Source organism: Comamonas sp. C11 (assembly GCF_024496285.1).
GTDB lineage: Bacteria > Pseudomonadota > Gammaproteobacteria > Burkholderiales > Burkholderiaceae_C > Comamonas > Comamonas testosteroni_F.
In genome coordinates, this window is record NZ_CP101743.1 from 1155892 (window position 1) to 1171680 (window position 15789).

Here is a 15789-nt window from a genome sequence, read left to right on the forward strand (position 1 = left end):
CAGCAGTTGTAACGAGCCGACAAACAGCGCCGCTATGATGAAACAATGAGCTTTTTTGCCATCCTGATCGCACTGCTGCTGGAGCAGGCTCGTCCGCTGGCCCGGTCCAACCTGGTGCAGGCCGGTTACCGCGCCTGGACCGTGACCGTGCGCAGCAACTTCGATGCCGGCAAACCCCATCACGGCTGGCTGGCCTGGGCCATGGCCGTGCTGCTGCCCAGTCTTATCGTGCTGGGCATATTCTGGGCGCTGATGGAGTTCATTGGCTGGCCTGCAGCCATGCTGTGGAATGTCGCGGTACTCTATGTCACGCTGGGTTTTCGCCAGTTCAGCCATCACTTTACGCGGATTCGCGATGCGCTCGATGCCGGCGATGAATTTGCCGCCCGTCAGGCCCTGGCCGACTGGCAGCAGGTCGATGCCAGCGAGGTGCCACGCAGCGAAGTGGTGCGTCATGTCATCGAGTACTCGGTGCTGGCAGCGCACCGTCATGTGTTTGGCGTGCTGTTCTGGTTTTCGATTCTTTCGGCCCTGGGACTGGGTCCGCTGGGCGCCATTCTCTACCGCATGGCCGAATACCTGTCGCGAGCCTGGTCGCGCAAGGGGGCGGAAGGTCTTAGGGCACCGACCAGCGAGCGTTTGCAGTCCGCTGCAGCCAAGGCCTGGTATGTGATCGATTGGCTGCCGGCGCGGCTGACGGCGCTGTCCTTTGCCATGGTGGGCAGCTTTGAGGAGGCCATAGACAACTGGCGCGTCTATGCCCAGCGCTTTCCCAATGACAACGATGGCGTGATTCTGGCTGCCACGGCGGGTGCCATCAATGTACGCCTGGGGGGCGAGGCCTTGCGCCGCCGCGATGCGGCTGACGGCGAAGAGGGCGACGATGCACTGTGGACGGGCAGCGATGTCACTCCGGGGCGAGAGCCGGAAATGGCTCATCTTCGCAGCGTGGTAGGGCTGGTCTGGCGTTCGGTCGTGGTCTGGCTGCTGCTGCTGGCCTTGCTGACCTTTGCCCGTCTGCTTGGGTGAGCACTAGCGCATTGTCTTGCGCGCGGCAGCAGCTTGGCGCATGAGCGCTCAAGCCGCAGCGGGTCACCGAAGTCCTGTGTTGCGCGGTGCCACATCCCAAGGTGGCTCAGGTGCGGCGGGCATGCGGGGCACTGTTCAAGGAGCCATCAGCGAGCAGGGCGCTCGTGGCGCTTGGCGCGATAGAAGCTGAGTATGCGTCGGACATATTCACGCGTCTCAGCATAAGGAGGCACGCCGCCATATTGCTGCACGGTTCTCTCGCCTGCGTTGTAGGCGGCCGATACCAGTGCCACATCGCCCTCGAAGCGCTCCAGCAGCCAGCGCAGGTAGGCCAGGCCGCCACGCACGTTCTGCTCGGGATTCCAGGCATCGCGCACGCCAAAACGCTCGGCCGTCTCGGGAATGAGTTGCATGAGGCCCTGAGCGTTGCGCGGCGACAGCGCCTGTGCCTCGAAATTCGACTCCGAGCGCACGATGGCCAGTGCCAGTCGCGGATCAATGGAGAAGCGTGGCGCGAGGCGCTGAACCAGCTCGGCCATGCGCCGTTTTTCCCTGGGCAGGCTGCTCACATAGCTGGCCACCACCTCGTGGGGGACGGCCTCCTGGCTGGCTTCCAGAAACTCCTGAGCGGGCGCATCACCCTGGGTCAGGCAGTCGGGCAGCCGGTCGCCAGGGAGCTTGCCGGCCAGCAGCAAGCGGGCTTTCTCATGGCCGCGCTGGGCGGCCAGGGCCAGCAGCGTCGTGCCCGTGGCAGGGTCGGGAGTCAAGCCTCGCCCCAGCAACAGCAGCCGGCCCAGTCGGTATTGGGCTTCGAGGCTGCCATAGCGTGCTGCCGCGCAATAGCGCTGCGCTGCGCGCCATGGCTGCCGGCTCAGCTCGGCTTTGTAGCCTTCTTCGATCCAGCGAGACAGCGTGGGTGGCTCGTCCTCCCAGCTGGGGGCGGAGTCCGTGCCCTGGGCCCAGGCCAGGCCCATGCCTGCATATAGCGCGACGGCGAGGGCGGCTTGCAGGCAGGGCTGTAAAACTCTGGGTTTCATGACGTGAACACCGGGTTGTGGCCGGCAGCCAATCGCCGGAGGCGGAGCACTCGTGCCGGCGCTCATCGGGCTTGGAATGGCTGCGTGGCAAACGCTGAAATTGCTCTCATATGGCGCGGCCCTCCGGCTTGGCTGGCCTCGCACTCAGTAGCGGGGTTCCTGACTCAGTTCATCGAACAGCTCGCCATAGATCCGGTAGCGGTTGGCACTGATGGAGTGGGGGCTATCCTGCGCTTCGACCTGGGCCATGACGGCGCAGCCAGGCTCATGCAGATGGGTGCAGTTGTAGAACTTGCACTGGTCCGCCAGTGCGCCGATGTCGGGCATGCAGGCGGCCAGTTGCGTGGCTGCAATGTGATAGAGGCCGAACTCCTGAAATCCTGGCGAGTCGATGATGGCGGTGGTGCGTGCCTCATCCACCCAGTACAAGGTGGTGCTGGTGGTGGTGTGCTTGCCGGTGTTCAGCGCCTGCGAGATTTCGTTGGTCGCCACCCTGGCGTCGGGCAGCAGCAAGTTGATCAAGGTGCTCTTGCCTACGCCCGAAGGGCCGAGAACCAGTGTGGTCTTGCCTTGCAGCAGACCGATGATGGCGTCGCGATCCTCATCGTCTGCATCTTCCAGCGACAGCGGCAGCACCATATAGTGCGGCGCAGCGTTCGCGGCATCACGCATGGTCCGGTAAGGCTCCAGCCGCTGCCAGGCGCGCAGGAAAGGCTCTTCCAGGTCCATCTTGTTGAGCGCAATGATGGGCTTGATGTGTGCGGCCTCGGCGGCGATCAGCGCGCGGGCGAGCTGCACTTCGCTGAATACCGGCTCGGCGGCTATCAGAATCAGGAGCTGGTCCAGGTTGGCAGCAAAGGTCTTGGTGCGAATGTCATCCTGGCGGTAGAAGACGTTGCGGCGCTCCACAATTTTTTCGATCGTGCCCTCATCGCCCTGGCCGGGTGGGGGAGCCAGCCATTGCACATGGTCGCCCACCACGGCCTGGCTTTTCTTGCCGCGCGGGTGGCAGATGCGGCGCTCGCCGTCCGGGGTCTCGACCACGCAGTGGCGGCCATAACTGGCGACCACCAGGCCTGTCTGGGTGCCGCCTGTTGCTTGGGCGCCTGGGCGCCGTCCTTGTTTTGCCATAAGGATCAGGCCGGATTCAGCAGTGCTTCGATGCGGCGTGCGCAGTCGATGTCGGTCTCGGAGATGCCGCCCACATCATGGGTGTTGAGGCTGACCTTGCAGCGGTTGTAGCCGACTTCCAGATCGGGGTGATGGTCCTGCTGATGGGCAATCAGGGCCAGCGCGTTCACAAAGGCCATGGTCTCGTAGAAGTTCACGAAACGGAAGGTCTTGCTGATGGCCGCAGGGCCGGCCGACAGCTCCCAGCCCTCAAGGGCTGCCAGTTGCTCTTGCACTTGCTCTGTGCTCAAGGCGCTGCGCTTGAGTTGGGACCAGTCTTTTTGTTGCAGTGTGGGTGTGCTCATGTCTGAAACCGTTGTGGTGTTACAAGCTGCCTGCGGGAGCCGGCATGCGCGCCAGGCGATCCACGGCAGGAGGGTGTGAATAGTAAAAGCTCACATACCATGGATCTGGCGTGAGTGTGGAGGCATTGTCCTCGTAAAGCTTGAGCAGTGCAGAAGCGAGCTGTGCACCGTCGGCCTGCTGCATGGCATAGGCATCGGCCTCGAACTCGTCGCGGCGCGACATGGCCGACATCAGCGGCGTGACGAAGAAGCTGAATACCGGCACGGCCAGCATGAACAGCAGCAGCGCCAGCGCATTGTTTTCGGCGGCCACGTCGAGGTTCGGGCCCAGCAGCACCGAGACTCCGAGTCCGGTGTAGAACCACATTTGCTGGCTGAGCCAGCCCAGCAGCGCAAAGCCCAGCAGCGAGACGCCGAACATCAGGACCATGCGCTTGCTGATGTGCTTGTGCTTGAAGTGGCCCAGCTCGTGAGCCAGCACGGCTTCGACTTCGCCGGGGCTGAGCTGCCTGAGCAGAGTGTCAAAGAAGACCACGCGCTTGGAATTGCCGAAACCCGTGAAATAGGCGTTGGCATGCGCCGAGCGGCGGCTTCCGTCCATCACGAACAGTCCCTTGGCCGCAAAGCCGCAGCGCTCCATCAGCCGGGTCACGCGGCTCTTGAGGCTTTCATCGGCCAGCGGCTCGAACTTGTTGAACAGCGGTGCAATAAAGCTGGGGAAAATCCACATCAGCAGCAGATTGAAAGCCGTCCAGGCGCCCCAGGCCCAGAGCCACCACAGCGGGCCGGCCCCGCCCATGAGCCAGAGAATCAGGGCCGCCAGCGGCAGGCCGATGACGGCGCCCACCAGCGTGGACTTGAGCAGATCGCCCAGCCACAGGCCTGGCGTCATCTGGTTGAAGCCGAAGCGCTGCTCCAGCCTGAAGGTCTGATAGAGCGACAAAGGCAGCTCGATCAGCGCCGAGATCACGGCAAAGCCGGCCAGCAGCGCTAGTTGCTGCCACAGGCCGGGGCTGATGAACTCCAGCAGCCAGCGGTTGAGCCAGTCCAGCCCGCCCAGCAGCGTCCAGCACAGCAGCACGGCGGCCGACAGCGTGATGTCGATCAGCGACACCTTGGCCTTGGCCAGCGTGTAGTCGGCCGCCTTCTGGTGGGCCGCCAGGCTGATCCGATGGGCGAATGCCGGCGGCACGGCGCCGCGGTGGGTGGCCACATGGCGCACCTGGCGTGAAACAAGCCACACACGCAGCAGCCATTGCAGGGCCACGGCCGTCGCAAACAGCAGCGAAAGTGCCAATGTGAAATCTAGTTGGGAAGCCATGTATTGGCAGTGTAGGCGACAATTTGCGCCATGTCTGAAGCTTCCTGTACGAATTCCGTCAGCGCCGCACCCGTGGCCGCTACCCCACCGGTTCTGCCCAAATCCGATCTCAATATGGTGTGGCTGGACTGCGAAATGACGGGGCTGAACCCCGACCGCGACCGCATCATCGAGATTGCCGTGGTGGTCAGCAGCTCCGATCTGCAGATTCGCGTCGAGGGCCCGGTGTTTGCCATTCATCAGTCCGACGAGTTGCTGGGCGGCATGGATGCCTGGAACAAGGGCACGCATGGCAAAAGCGGCCTGATCGACAAGGTCAAGGCTTCGACCATCAGCGAAGCCGAAGCGGAGGCCGCGCTGATTGCCTTTCTGGGCAAATACGTGCCCAAGGGCAAGACGCCGCTGTGCGGCAACAGCATTGGTCAGGACAGGCGCTTCATGGAGCGCTACATGCCCAAGCTCAACAATTTCTTTCACTATCGCAATATCGACGTGAGCACGCTCAAGGAACTGGCCAAGCGCTGGAAGCCCGAGGCCTATACCTCCTTCAAGAAGGCGCAGCGCCACACGGCCCTGGCCGATGTGCACGAGTCGATCGACGAGCTGCAGCATTACCGTCAGCAACTGCTCAGTGTCTGATGGCGCGGTGGCGGGATGGTATAGCCCTGCCACTTGCGGGAAAACCCGGTACATGCGACAATGCGCTGCTTACCCGATCAATGGGTAATTTTTGCGCATCTCCATCACACACCGGGTTCTTACTTGCGTGCAACGGCCTGCCCAGCGCCGACACGACAAGCCATAACACCCATCTGCCCCGTTTTGCGAACGGGCCAGTCAAAGTCTGACGGTGGATGTTGATAACCAACCGTCAAAGAAGCGAGCAGCACGCTGACTGCGTCGCTTTTTGCGTGAGCTATTCATGACAGAAAACTCCCTGGAGCAGGGCCAAGTGGCCGCTGCTGATATTGCTTTGTCTTCGCCTGAAATCGATTCTCGTCTGGACGCCATGCTGGCTGACATGGACGCGGAAGACGCCGCTGTCGAAGAAGTCCAAGCCGCCGACGAACCCAATGGCTTCGTCGAACTGGGTCTGGCCCCCGAACTGATCCAGGCCGTGACCGACCTGGGCTATACCCAGCCTACCGCTGTGCAGCTGCAAGCCATTCCCCTGGCCATGGGCGAAGGCGCCGATGCCGACGGCTTCATCGACCTGATGGTGTCCAGCCAAACTGGCTCGGGCAAGACTGCAGCCTTCCTGCTGCCCGTGCTGCACACCCTGATCAAGCAGCGTGCCGTGGCCGATGCGGCCGCCAAGGCTGAATTCGAGCGCCTGTGCGCCGAAGCTGCGGCCAAGGGCGAGCCCGCTCCCAAGCGCAACAAGCGCAAGGACCCCACCAACGCCCGCAACTTCAAGGCCGCCGTGCCCGGCGCCCTGGTGCTGTGCCCCACGCGTGAGCTGGCCCAGCAGGTGGCGCATGACGCCATCGAGCTGGTCAAGCATTGCCGCGGCATCCGCATCGCCAACGTGGTGGGCGGCATTCCTTACCAGCTGCAGATCGCCAAGCTGCAGAACGCCGACCTGGTGGTGGCCACTCCCGGCCGTCTGCTGGACCTGCAGCGTTCCATGCAGATCAAGCTGGACAAGGTGCAGTTCCTGGTGGTCGACGAGGCCGACCGCATGCTGGACCTGGGCTTCTCCGACGATCTGGCCGAAGTCAACCAGCTGACGGCCGAGCGCAAGCAGACCATGATGTTCAGCGCCACGTTTGCTCCCCGCATTCAGCAGCTGGCCATGCGCGTGATGCATGACGGCGGCGCCAACGTGAAGAAGATCACGATTGCCACGCCTCAGGAAAAGCACGCCAACATCAAGCAGGCGCTGTTCTGGGCCGACAACATGCAGCACAAGCGCAAGCTGCTCGACCACTGGCTGCGTGACAGCAGCATCAACCAGGCCATCGTGTTTGCGTCCACCCAGGTGGAATGTGACGGTCTGGCCAACGACCTGCAGCAGGACGGTTTCTCTGCCGTGGCCCTGCACGGTGCTCTGAGCCAGGGCCTGCGCAACCGCCGCCTGATGGCGCTGCGCAACGGCCAGGTGCAGATCCTGGTGGCCACCGATGTGGCTGCTCGCGGTATCGACGTGCCCACCATCACCCACGTCTTCAACTACGGCCTGCCGATGAAGGCCGAGGACTACACCCACCGTATCGGCCGTACCGGTCGTGCCGGTCGCGAAGGCGTGGCCGTGACGTTTGCGGAATTCCGCGACCGTCGCCGCGTGTTCGACATCGAAGGCTATACCCGCCAGCAGTTCAAGGCCGAGACCATTCCCGGCATGGAACCCCAGCAGCGTTTCCCCGCCTCTGGCGAGCGTGACGGTCGTCGTGGCGGCGGCGCCGGTGGTCGCGGTGGCTTCGGTGGTCGTCGCGATGGCGAAGGCTATGGTCGCAAGTCCGGCTTCGGCAGCTTCGGCGGCGGCCGTGGCAATGATCGCGGCGGCTTCGGTGGCGACCGTGGCGGTGACCGCTTCGGTGGCGATCGCGCCGGGTTTGGCGGCGCTCCTCGCGGTGATCGCTTTGGCGATCGTGGCGAGCGTGGTGGTGATCGCGGCTTCGGCGGCGGTCGTCCCGGCTTCGGCGGCGAGCAGCGCCAGGAGCGCAGCTTCGAGCGTCGTGATGACCGCGGCAGCTTTGGTGGCGATCGCGGCGGTTTCCGTGGTGGCGAGCGTCAAGAGCGCGGCTTCGGCGGTGGCGAATCGCGTGGCGGCTTTGGTGGTGCCCAGCGCCGTGAAGGCGGCGATTTCGGTCGCAAGAGCTTTGGCGGTGGCCGTGAAGGCGCTCATGCAGGCGCTCCCCGCGAAGGCGGTTTCCGCGGTGGCGAATCGCGCGGCTTCGGCGGCGGCGATCGTCGTCCTGCCTTTGGTCAGGGTGCCGGCAAGCCTTACCAGCCCCATGGCGAACGTGGTGGCGAGCGCAGCTTCGAGCGCAAGCCCCGTGCACCGCGCCGCGATGAGCGTTGATCGCTGATTCGGGCTGCGGCCCGAAGCATGAAAAAGCCGGCTCTTGAAGCCGGCTTTTTGTTGCCCGTACAGGACTGGAATCTTGATTAAAAAGTGAGCTGCTAGCGCATGTCATTCAAGGATTTCAGATACTTTCCAATCTGAAGTCTGTGAATGGCGCGCGCTGGTAGCTCTTTTTTTAATGCTCTGAGGCATGGCGGCCGATGTCCGGCCAGTGGTGGTGCAGATAGATCCAGGCGACCAGGCCGATCAGCATCATCAGAATCGAGCCCGTGGCCAGCAGTGCGGCCGAATGCATGACCAGTGGCGCAATCACGCCGGCCACAAAGCCGTTGGCCACCGAGCCCACCACGGCCTGCAGCGAAGAGGCCAGGCCGCGCCGCGCAGGGTGGATGTCCAGCACCAGCAGCGTCACCACGGGCACCATCAGCGCCCAGCCGTAGGCGAACAGGCTGATGGGAATCAAGGCCCAGCTCACATGGGCGGGCCAGATCAGATTGGCCACCAGATTGATGATGGAGGTCACGCACATCACCAGAAAGCCGTGGCGGATCTGGCGCTTGGGCGGGATGCGTCCGGCCAGGCGGCCGCTGGTCCAGCTGCCGGCCATGATGCCGCCGATGGTGGCGATGAAGAACCAGAAGAACTGCGTGGGCTCCAGCTGCAGGATGTCGCCCAGAAAAGCCGGGGCCGACAGCAGATAGAGAAACATGCCGTTGAACGGAATGCCGCTGGCCAGGGCCAGCAGCAGAAAGCGCGGATCGGTGAGCAGGATGCCATAGCCCTGCATCAGCGGTCTGAACTGGAAGGGCTGGCGTTTGTGCGGTGGCAGCGATTCGGGCAGAAACTTCATGTTGATGAGCCAGAGCAGCACGCCCACGATGCTCAGGAACCAGAACACGGCCTGCCAGCTCAGGTGCACGAACAGCCAGCCGCCGATCACGGGAGCCAGCGCCGGCGCCACGCCGAAGAATATGGTGATCTGCGCCATCACGCCCTGGGCCTGGGTCGGTGGAAAGATGTCGCGCACGATGGCGCGCGAGACCACGATGCCGGCGCCGGTGGACAGGCCCTGCAGCGTGCGGAAGATCACCAGCTGGGTGATGTTCTGAGACAGCGCGCAGCCGGCCGAGGCGATGGTGAACATCACCAGTCCCCAGAGGATGACTGGGCGGCGTCCGAAGCTGTCGGCCAGGGCGCCATGAAACAGGTTCATGAAGGCAAAACCCAGCAAGTAGGCAGACAGGGTCTGCTGCATTTCTACGGGGGTTGCGCCCAATGCCTTGGCAATGCCCGAGAAGGCGGGAATATAGGTGTCAACCGAGAACGGGCCCAGCATGCCGAGAATGGCAAGCAGCATGGCCAGAGTCCAACGCGGTCCGCGCCAGAACGTGGAGAGGTCGTTTTGCATAGTGAGTCTTGGGTGGGCAAATACTGCCCGGGGATGTCTGCATGATGCCTGATATGGCGCGGCCCCGGTGTCGGCGCCCATGCTTTTGCAGATTCGGCGGCGCTCAGGCGCGGCCAAGAAAAAAGCCAAAGTTCCTGAGAACTTTGGCTTTTGAATTATGGTGGGCCCTGAGTGATTCGAACACTCGACCAACGGATTAAGAGTCCGCTGCTCTACCAACTGAGCTAAGAGCCCGCCGGATAAACCGGAGGATCAATCTGAAGAATCAGACCGAATAAATTTTTGGTGGGCCCTGAGTGATTCGAACACTCGACCAACGGATTAAGAGTCCGCTGCTCTACCAACTGAGCTAAGAGCCCGCCGGATAAACCGGAGGATCAATCTGAAGAATCAGACTGAAGAAATTTTTGGTGGGCCCTGAGTGATTCGAACACTCGACCAACGGATTAAGAGTCCGCTGCTCTACCAACTGAGCTAAGAGCCCGCCGGAGTAAATCCGGAGGATCAACCTGAAGAATCAGACTGAAGAAATTTGGTGGGCCCTGAGTGATTCGAACACTCGACCAACGGATTAAGAGTCCGCTGCTCTACCAGCTGAGCTAAGAGCCCCACACAACGCCTGCGCTGCAAGCGAGACCGCAATTATGCGCTAATTCTGGAGGGCTTGCAGGAAAACCCGCGGGTTTTTTTAATCCAGTGCGTTGCGGCGTTGCAATTCCACGAACAGGCCTGCCTGGTCCAGGTCGCCCAGGCCGTTTTTCACACCCTCGGCATAGAGCTGCTCCAGCAGGCCGGTGATGGGCGCGTCAAAGCCGATTTCCTCGGCAGTGGCGATGGCGTTGCGCATGTCCTTGAGCTGCACCGTCATGCGCCCGCGCGGTGCAAAGTCGTGCTTGACCATGCGTTCGCCATGTACTTGCAGAATGCGGCTGTCGGCAAAGCCGCCGGAGATGGCTTCGCGCACCTTGGCAGGGTCGGCGCCGCCGCGTTCGGCCAGCAGCAGGGCTTCGGCCACGGCACCGATGGTGATGCCCACGATCATCTGGTTGGCCAGTTTCGCCAACTGGCCTGCGCCATGCGGGCCCACATGGGTGGCACGGCCCAGCGCCGCAAAGACGGGCAGGGCCTGCTCGAAATCCGCAGCCTCGCCACCGGCCATGATGGCCAGCGTGCCGGCTTGCGCACCCAGCGTGCCGCCCGAGACGGGGGCATCCAGATGCCGCACGCCCAGCGCGGCAAGCTTGCCGGCATGTTCACGCGCTTCGCGTGGCTGGATGGACGCCATGTCGATGAACAGCGAGCCCTTGGGCATGGCATCGGCAACTCCCAGTGTGAACAGCACTTCGCCCACGATGGCGCCGCTCTCCAGCAGGCTCACGGCAAAGTCCACGCCGCGCACGGCATCTGCCGCGCTGTCGTGGATGCTCACGCCATCGGCAGCCAGCGGCTCGGCCTTGGCGCGGGTGCGATTCCAGACGTGGACCTCATGGCCGGCCTGAGCCAGACGGCGGGCCATGGGCAGGCCCATCATGCCCGTGCCCAGAACTGCGATCTTCAATGTGTTCATGGCGTTGTTCCCCTGGAGCTTTTATGAATGACGACATGCTAAGCCCTGACGAAGGCAGCAATCGCGGCCATGATCTCAGATCAGTTGTGCGCGCAGGATGCAGAAAAAGGGATAGCCGAAAACAACAAGGGCAGCCTGAGCTGCCCTTGATGCTTTTTTTGGAGGTTCACCTTCGCGCTGGTGAGTCGCGCCTGACGGCCTACATCAGCAGATGCTCGCCGGCGTTGTCGCCGCCGAGGATGACGTAGTTGACCTTGCGGATGTCCATGAGCTTGGTGCCGCCGGAGTAGCTGATGGAGGACTGCACGTCCTGCTGCATCTCGACCAGCGTGTTCATCAGCGGGCCCTTGATGGGCTCCAGAATGCGCTTGCCTTCCACATGCTTGTACTCGCCCTTGTTGAAGTCGGAGGCCGAGCCGTAGTATTCCTTGAACAGCTGGCCGTCCACTTCCACGGTCTTGCCGGGCGACTCTTCATGGCCTGCAAACAGGGAGCCGATCATCACCATGGTGGCACCGAAACGGATGCTCTTGGCGATGTCGCCGTGGCTGCGGATACCGCCGTCGGCAATGATGGGCTTGGTGGCCACGCGGGCGCACCACTTGAGCGCCGACAGCTGCCAGCCGCCTGTGCCGAAGCCGGTCTTGAGCTTGGTGATGCAAACCTTGCCGGGACCGACGCCGACCTTGGTGGCGTCCGCACCCCAGTTTTCGAGGTCGATCACGGCTTCGGGCGTGGCGACGTTGCCGGCAATCACGAAGGCCGCAGGGATCTTGGCCTTGATGTAGGCAATCATGTTCTTCACGCTCTCGGCATGGCCGTGGGCAATGTCGATGGTGATGTATTCGGGGCAGATGCCGTCGGCCACGAAACGGTCCACCGTCTCGTAGTCCGGCTGCTTCACACCCAGAGAGATGGAGGCAAACAGTCCCTGGGACTGCATGTCCTTGGTGAAGGCCACGTTGTCGATGTCAAAACGGTGCATCACATAGAAGAAACCGTTTTGTGCCAGATAGGTGCAGATCTTCTCGTCCACCACCGTCTTCATGTTGGCGGGCACCACAGGCAGCTTGAAGCTGCGGCTGCCCAGCACGACACTGGTGTCACATTCCGCACGGCTTTCCACGCGGCACATGCGGGGCAGCAGAAGAATGTTGTCGTAGTCGAAGATTTCCATGGTTCCAAGCTCCGGAAAAGGTCACGGCGGGAATCTCACCCACCTCAATTTTCAAGGATAGGCGCTTGGCTTGGAGCCCGGTTTTTGGCAGTGCCGGCATGCAGCAGGCAAAAAAACCGGACCTCAAAAAACTTGGGCCCGGTGATTGATTCTATACGGCGCCGGCGCAAATCGTATGTTCCGACATCGTTATGAGGGTTATAAGGATTTTCTTATAGCGTCGCTTTTGCCCTGCATGTCACCCGGTGTGCCATAGACCCGCATGAAGGCATCCACGGCGCGCTCGGTGCACAGGGCAATCTCCTGTGCCGTAGGGGCGGGCAGGTGCTGGAACATGAAGCGCGGCAGCAACTCGGCCTCCAGCAGCGCCAGCAGATGATGGCGCATGACCTCGGTGTCGGCATTGCGCAGCAGCCTGCGCTCTATGCCCTGCTGCAAAAAGGCATTGATGGCGGCGTTGCCGCGCGCCGGCCCCATGTCCCAGCAGCGCTGGCCGATATTGGCGCGCCCGCCTTCGGAAACCAGCAGGCGGCGCACGGCCATCACCTCCGGCGAATACAGCAGGCCGAGGAAGCGCTGGCCGAAGTTGCACAGCGTCTGCGCGGCATCGTCATTGCCGGTCTGCAGCGCCAGCATGGTGTTCTGGAAGTCGGCTTCGGAGGCCTGGAACATCACCTCCAGAAACAGCGCTTCCTTGGACGGAAAGTAGTTGTACAGCGTGGCCTTGGAGCCGCCCAGCCGCGTGCAGATCTCGGACATGGAAGTGCGCTCGAAGCCCAGTTCGCCAAAGGTGGCTGCTGCAACATCAATGATGGCTTGCCGCTTTTCTTCCGTTTTGGTGCGCATGGGGCGAAATGTCCTGGGGCGGTTGTGATGTCTTTCAGTGTAGCGCTTGCGATCTCAAACGCTGGAAACATATACTGTACCGTACAGTTCATTACTAAAGTATTTCATGACTCAATGCATAGCCGCCGCGCCGCAGAGGACTCGGCGTGGGCGCCATGGCTGGTGGGTTCTGGGCTTGCCTGCACTACTGTCAGCCTGCGCCCAGATTCCCGAATGGGAGGGCAAGGCTGTATTGGCGCAGCCCGTGCCCGAGACTCTGCAGGCTGCAAGCCATGCTCCGCCCATGGAATGGCCCACCCAGCAATGGTGGCAGCGCTATGGCGACGCACAGCTTGATCAGCTGATCGCCCAGGCTCTGGAGGGCGCTCCCGATATGACGGCCGCTGCGGCCCGCGTGCAGCAGGCCAGGGCCATGCTGGGCGTGAGCGAGGCGGCCTCTGCGCCGGAGCTTTCCGCCCACGCCTCGGTCAGCGAGGACAAGCTCAGCTACAACCATCTGACGCCAGAGGCCTTCGCGCCGCGCGGCATGAATGACTACGGCCGCGCCACGCTGGACCTGAGCTGGTCGCTGGATCTGTGGGGAAAGCAGCGCGCCGCCGTGGCCGCCGCTGCCGGCGAGCTGGCAGCGCGCGAGGCCGATGCCGCCCAGGCGCGTCTCGTGCTGTCCAGCAATGTGGCCCTGGCCTATGCGCAGCTGCTGCGCCTGGCCGCCAATGTGCAGACGCTGGAGCAATCGGTGCAGGTGCGCCGGACCACGGCCGAGCTGTTTGAGCAGCGTTATGCCAACGGGCTGGAAAACCAGGGCAGCGTGCACAGCGCCAGGGCGCGTCTGGCAGCCACGCAGGCCGAGCTGGCACAGATGCAGGAACAGGTCGCCTTGCAGCGCAACAGCATTGCTGCGCTGATGGGCGCTGCTCCCGATCGTGGTGCGGCCATCGTGCTGGATGCTGGGCGTCTGCAATCACCGTGGCAGCAGCAATGGGCCTTGCCGCAGCAGTTGCCGGCGAATCTGCTGGGCCGTCGCCCCGATGTGGTGGCTGCCCGCCTGCAGGCACAGGCGCTGGAGTCGCGCGTGGCATCGCAGCAGGCCGAGTTCTATCCCGATGTGAATCTCAGTGCCTTTGTCGGCGTGCAGTCGCTGGGCCTGGACATGCTGACCCGAAGCGGCTCCGGCATCGCAAGCCTGGGTCCGGCCGTCAGCCTGCCGATCTTCAATGGCGGCCGCTTGCGCTCGCAACTGGGTGCCGCGCGTGCCCGTTATGACGAGGCCGTGGCCCAGTACCGCAGCACGCTCAACCGGGCCTTGCAGGAGGTGGCGGACAACGCCGTCAGCCAGCGGGCGCTGCAGCAGCAACTGAAGGCCATGCAGCAGGCCGTGACGGCCGCGACCGAGGCGCATCGCGTGGCGCGCAATCGCTACGAGGGCGGGCTGGCGCGCTATCTCGATGTGCTGTCGGCCGAAGACCAGCTGCTGGCCAGCGTGCGCCAGCTGGTCGATGTGCAGTCGCGCGCCCTGACGCTCGATATCGGTCTGCATCGCGCACTGGGCGGCGGCTGGAGTGAGTCTGCCGGTGCCCCCGATCCGGTCTCGCCAGAGGCCTGAGCCGCTTTCCTGAACTGAATGACTTATGCAAAACCGGCTCCGGCAAGAGGACAGCCTCAGACGGCAGGCCGCTATTGCATTCCTGTTTGCATAAGTCCCATGAATATTTCCAAGGTTTTGTATGACTGAAAACGCTTCTTCCGTGAGCGCGACTCCTGCTGCGCGCGAACAGCGCCGCAACCGGCTGCTGGCCGGGCTGGCAGGCGCGGTGCTGCTTGCCGGTGCGGCTGCCGGCGCCTACTGGTGGCTGCATGCCTCCCACTTCGTCTCCACCGACAACGCCTATGCGGCGGCCGAGGTGGCACAGGTCACGCCATCCATAGGCGGCACGGTGCTGGAGGTACTGGTCAGGGACACCCAGGCCGTCAAGCAAGGCGATGTGCTGGTGCGCATCGATCCCACCGACGCCAGGCTGGCACTGGCCCAGGCCGAGGCCGAGCTGGCCCGCGCCACGCGCCGCGTCAAGGGCTATGTGGCCAATGATGGCGGCCTCAAGGCCCAGGTGACGGCACGCGAGGCCGATGAAAAGCGCGCGGCCGCGCAGCTGCTGGCGGCCGAGGCCGACATGGAGCGTGCCACCATCGACCTGCAGCGCCGCCAGGCCCTGGCCAAGAGCGGTTCGGTCTCGGGCGAGGAGCTGACGCAGGCGCAGAACGCGTTTGCCGCGGCCAAGGCGCAGCTGGCATCGGCCGTGGCCGTGCAGGCCCAGGCCAGGGCCAACCGCGAAGCGGCCGTGGGTGCCAAGCAGGTCAACGCCACGCTGATCGAGGGTGCGGATGCCGAGACCAATCCCGAGGTGCAACTGGCGCAGGCGCGTCGCGATCAGGCCCAGGTCGATCTGGATCGCAGCACGGTGCGCGCTCCCGTCGATGGCGTGGTGGCCAAGCGCAGCGTGCAGATCGGGCAGCGCGTGCAGGCCGGCGCGCCCTTGATGACGGTGGTGCCGGTGCAGCAGATCTATGTGGATGCCAACTTCAAGGAAGGCCAGCTGGGCAAGGTGCGCGTGGGCCAGCGCGTGCAGCTGCAGTCCGATCTGTACGGCAGCGATGTGAAGTACAGCGGCACTGTGGTGGGCTTCAGCGGCGGCTCCGGTTCGGCGTTTGCGGCCATTCCCGCGCAAAATGCCACGGGCAACTGGATCAAGGTGGTGCAGCGCCTGCCCGTGCGCATTCAGCTCGATGCCGCCGAACTGGCCAAGAACCCGCTGCGCGTGGGCCTGTCCATGCATGTGACGGTGGACACCCGCAGCGGCCCTGCCGACGCAGCCGGCGTGGCGACCACGGCCGCGCAGTGAGTGC

13 protein-coding genes and 4 tRNA genes are annotated in these 15789 nt (G+C 63.5%); 5 read left to right on the top strand and 12 right to left on the bottom strand.

Annotation, left to right across the window (positions count from 1 at the left end):
• Positions 1-45 precede the first annotated feature (45 nt).
• A complete protein-coding gene (locus NOX35_RS05315) occupies positions 46-1029 on the top strand; it encodes a CobD/CbiB family protein (RefSeq protein WP_182285865.1) in 984 nt (327 codons plus the stop codon).
• Between the two features lie 146 nt (positions 1030-1175).
• Here NOX35_RS05315 and NOX35_RS05320 read toward each other — a convergent pair whose 3' ends face one another.
• The 4 genes from NOX35_RS05320 to NOX35_RS05335 all read right to left on the bottom strand — a co-directional run bounded on the left by NOX35_RS05320 (position 1176) and on the right by NOX35_RS05335 (position 4862).
• A complete protein-coding gene (locus NOX35_RS05320) occupies positions 1176-2066 on the bottom strand; it encodes a lytic transglycosylase domain-containing protein (protein ID WP_182285866.1) in 891 nt (296 codons plus the stop codon).
• 144 nt (positions 2067-2210) lie between these two features.
• Entirely contained in the window at positions 2211-3197 is a 987-nt protein-coding gene (gene rsgA, locus NOX35_RS05325) for a ribosome small subunit-dependent GTPase A (RefSeq protein ID WP_256495976.1), read from the bottom strand.
• 5 nt (positions 3198-3202) lie between these two features.
• Complete coding sequence (locus tag NOX35_RS05330; RefSeq protein WP_256495977.1) at positions 3203-3541, bottom strand: 4a-hydroxytetrahydrobiopterin dehydratase; 339 nt, start codon at positions 3539-3541, stop codon at positions 3203-3205.
• A 19-nt stretch (positions 3542-3560) separates the two neighbouring features.
• Entirely contained in the window at positions 3561-4862 is a 1302-nt protein-coding gene (locus NOX35_RS05335; RefSeq protein ID WP_256495979.1) for a M48 family metallopeptidase, read from the bottom strand.
• Positions 4863-4892: 30 nt separating this feature from the next.
• Between NOX35_RS05335 and orn the strand changes: the two genes are divergently transcribed.
• Both orn and NOX35_RS05345 read left to right on the top strand, forming a co-directional pair.
• Entirely contained in the window at positions 4893-5501 is a 609-nt protein-coding gene (gene orn, locus NOX35_RS05340) for an oligoribonuclease (protein ID WP_003067823.1), read from the top strand.
• A 283-nt stretch (positions 5502-5784) separates the two neighbouring features.
• Positions 5785-7887: a DEAD/DEAH box helicase gene (locus tag NOX35_RS05345; RefSeq protein WP_256495982.1), complete on the top strand. Its 2103-nt coding sequence runs from the start codon at positions 5785-5787 to the stop codon at positions 7885-7887.
• 178 nt (positions 7888-8065) lie between these two features.
• Here the strand turns inward: NOX35_RS05345 and NOX35_RS05350 are convergent, their stop codons facing one another.
• From NOX35_RS05350 to NOX35_RS05385, 8 genes are all read right to left on the bottom strand, one after another.
• Positions 8066-9298 (bottom strand): multidrug effflux MFS transporter, encoded by a 1233-nt coding sequence (locus NOX35_RS05350; RefSeq protein ID WP_256495984.1) that lies wholly within the window; start codon positions 9296-9298, stop codon positions 8066-8068.
• Positions 9299-9456: 158 nt separating this feature from the next.
• Positions 9457-9532 (bottom strand) — tRNA-Lys (locus NOX35_RS05355).
• 49 nt (positions 9533-9581) lie between these two features.
• Positions 9582-9657: transfer RNA gene (locus tag NOX35_RS05360), tRNA-Lys, on the bottom strand.
• 49 nt (positions 9658-9706) lie between these two features.
• Positions 9707-9782 (bottom strand) — tRNA-Lys (locus NOX35_RS05365).
• Positions 9783-9831: 49 nt separating this feature from the next.
• A tRNA-Lys gene (locus NOX35_RS05370) sits at positions 9832-9907 on the bottom strand.
• A gap of 79 nt (positions 9908-9986) precedes the next feature.
• Positions 9987-10865, bottom strand: coding sequence for an NAD(P)-dependent oxidoreductase (locus tag NOX35_RS05375; RefSeq protein ID WP_182285872.1), 879 nt, complete (start codon positions 10863-10865; stop codon positions 9987-9989).
• A gap of 199 nt (positions 10866-11064) precedes the next feature.
• Positions 11065-12042, bottom strand: a complete 978-nt coding sequence (locus NOX35_RS05380; RefSeq protein WP_182285873.1) for a GMP reductase — start codon at positions 12040-12042, stop codon at positions 11065-11067.
• A 198-nt stretch (positions 12043-12240) separates the two neighbouring features.
• Entirely contained in the window at positions 12241-12888 is a 648-nt protein-coding gene (locus NOX35_RS05385) for a TetR/AcrR family transcriptional regulator (protein WP_256495985.1), read from the bottom strand.
• Positions 12889-12994: 106 nt separating this feature from the next.
• Here NOX35_RS05385 and NOX35_RS05390 point away from each other — a divergent pair, with 106 nt between their 5' ends.
• Positions 12995-14491, top strand: coding sequence for an efflux transporter outer membrane subunit (locus tag NOX35_RS05390; protein ID WP_256495987.1), 1497 nt, complete (start codon positions 12995-12997; stop codon positions 14489-14491).
• 121 nt (positions 14492-14612) lie between these two features.
• Positions 14613-15785, top strand: a complete 1173-nt coding sequence (locus NOX35_RS05395) for an HlyD family efflux transporter periplasmic adaptor subunit (protein WP_256495988.1) — start codon at positions 14613-14615, stop codon at positions 15783-15785.
• The last annotated feature ends 4 nt before the right edge of the window (positions 15786-15789 follow it).